Raw genomic sequence first — 1,189 nt, forward strand, 5'->3', positions numbered from 1 at the left:
TCAGTGATGCGGCTGCGAACAGGACGTCCCTGATCGCCTCTTTGTCCCCCACCTGGCCCGCTGCCGCCTCCTGCGGAGGCACGTGGCCCGCTGCCAGACGGCAGAACTCGACGCCGTCCAGGGCGATATGGGCCACCTCGTGTTCGGCGGAGCCCTTCGCGGCGGGGGAGTCGAGGGGGATCAGCCACTCGCCGCCGCCCGAGCCCTCGATCTCCAGGCGGAGACTGCGGCCCGGTTCGCCCGCTGTCACCAGATGGCGGTGGTGAGCGGGTGCCGCCAGGCCGTTGCGGCGGCGGTGGGCCAGGGCGTCCGGCAGCATGCGGGCGGCCAGGTCGATCATGCGGTGCAGATGGCGAGGCGAGGGCGGGTCGTACGGATAGTCGACCGCGTCCGCGATGTCCTCCGCGTGCACCCAGCACTCGAAGGCCCGGTCGAGCATCGCGTCGTGCAGGGGCAGCTCGAAGTCGCCGTACGGCACCGGCAGCCCGCCGACGCCGCTGCCCGTGAAGGACACCGTGCGGACGAGGTTGTGGCCCTGCTCCCGCCAGGGCGCCCGCACGGCACGGGTGGGCGGGAAGCGGGAGGCACTCCAGTACGCTTCGGTGCGGGCCGCCGGCGTCGGACGCCGGGACGTGACGTCGCCCAGCGGGTCGTCGAGGCCCAGCGCGACCGCCACCAGCCCGTCCACGCTGAGCAGATGCGCGATGACGCCGGCGACGGTGGTACGGCGGCTCGTGGCCTCGTCGGCCCGGAACCAGCGCAGTCGTACCGGCGCGTGCCACTCGGCGTCGCCGAAGTCCTGGAGCAGGGCGTCCAGGCGCGCGGTCTCGGCGTCGTACGCGGCGGCCCAGTCCGGCACCGGGATGCGCGGCGGGCGGCGCTCCAGGCAGGACTCCAGAACCCGCGTGCGCAGGCCCGGGTCCAGGTCGAGACTGTCGGGGCGCTGCAGCAGTCCGACCGCCTCGCGCAGCCGCCGCGCCTCGTCGGCACAGGGGCCGCACTCGCCGAGGTGCTCCTCGACGGCCGTGGTCTCCTCCGCCGAGCACGCGGCCAGCGCCCAGGCGCCGAGCAGGGCCTTCAGCACGGGGTGCTCGAACACGGGCCGTACGGGCGGCGGCGATGGCGCGTCACCGAACTCCTCCAGCGCGGGCAACGGCAGCCCGCTGTCCTCGACGGAGACCCGGGGCGT

Annotated in this window: 1 protein-coding gene; it reads right to left on the bottom strand. The window is 74.7% G+C overall.

What is annotated here, in order from left to right:
- Window positions 1-1,189, bottom strand: a 1,189-nt coding sequence (locus tag AOQ53_RS37555; protein ID WP_059424336.1) for a maleylpyruvate isomerase N-terminal domain-containing protein, incomplete at both ends; no start/stop codon positions are given.

Source organism: Streptomyces azureus, from assembly GCF_001270025.1.
Taxonomy (GTDB): domain Bacteria; phylum Actinomycetota; class Actinomycetes; order Streptomycetales; family Streptomycetaceae; genus Streptomyces; species Streptomyces azureus.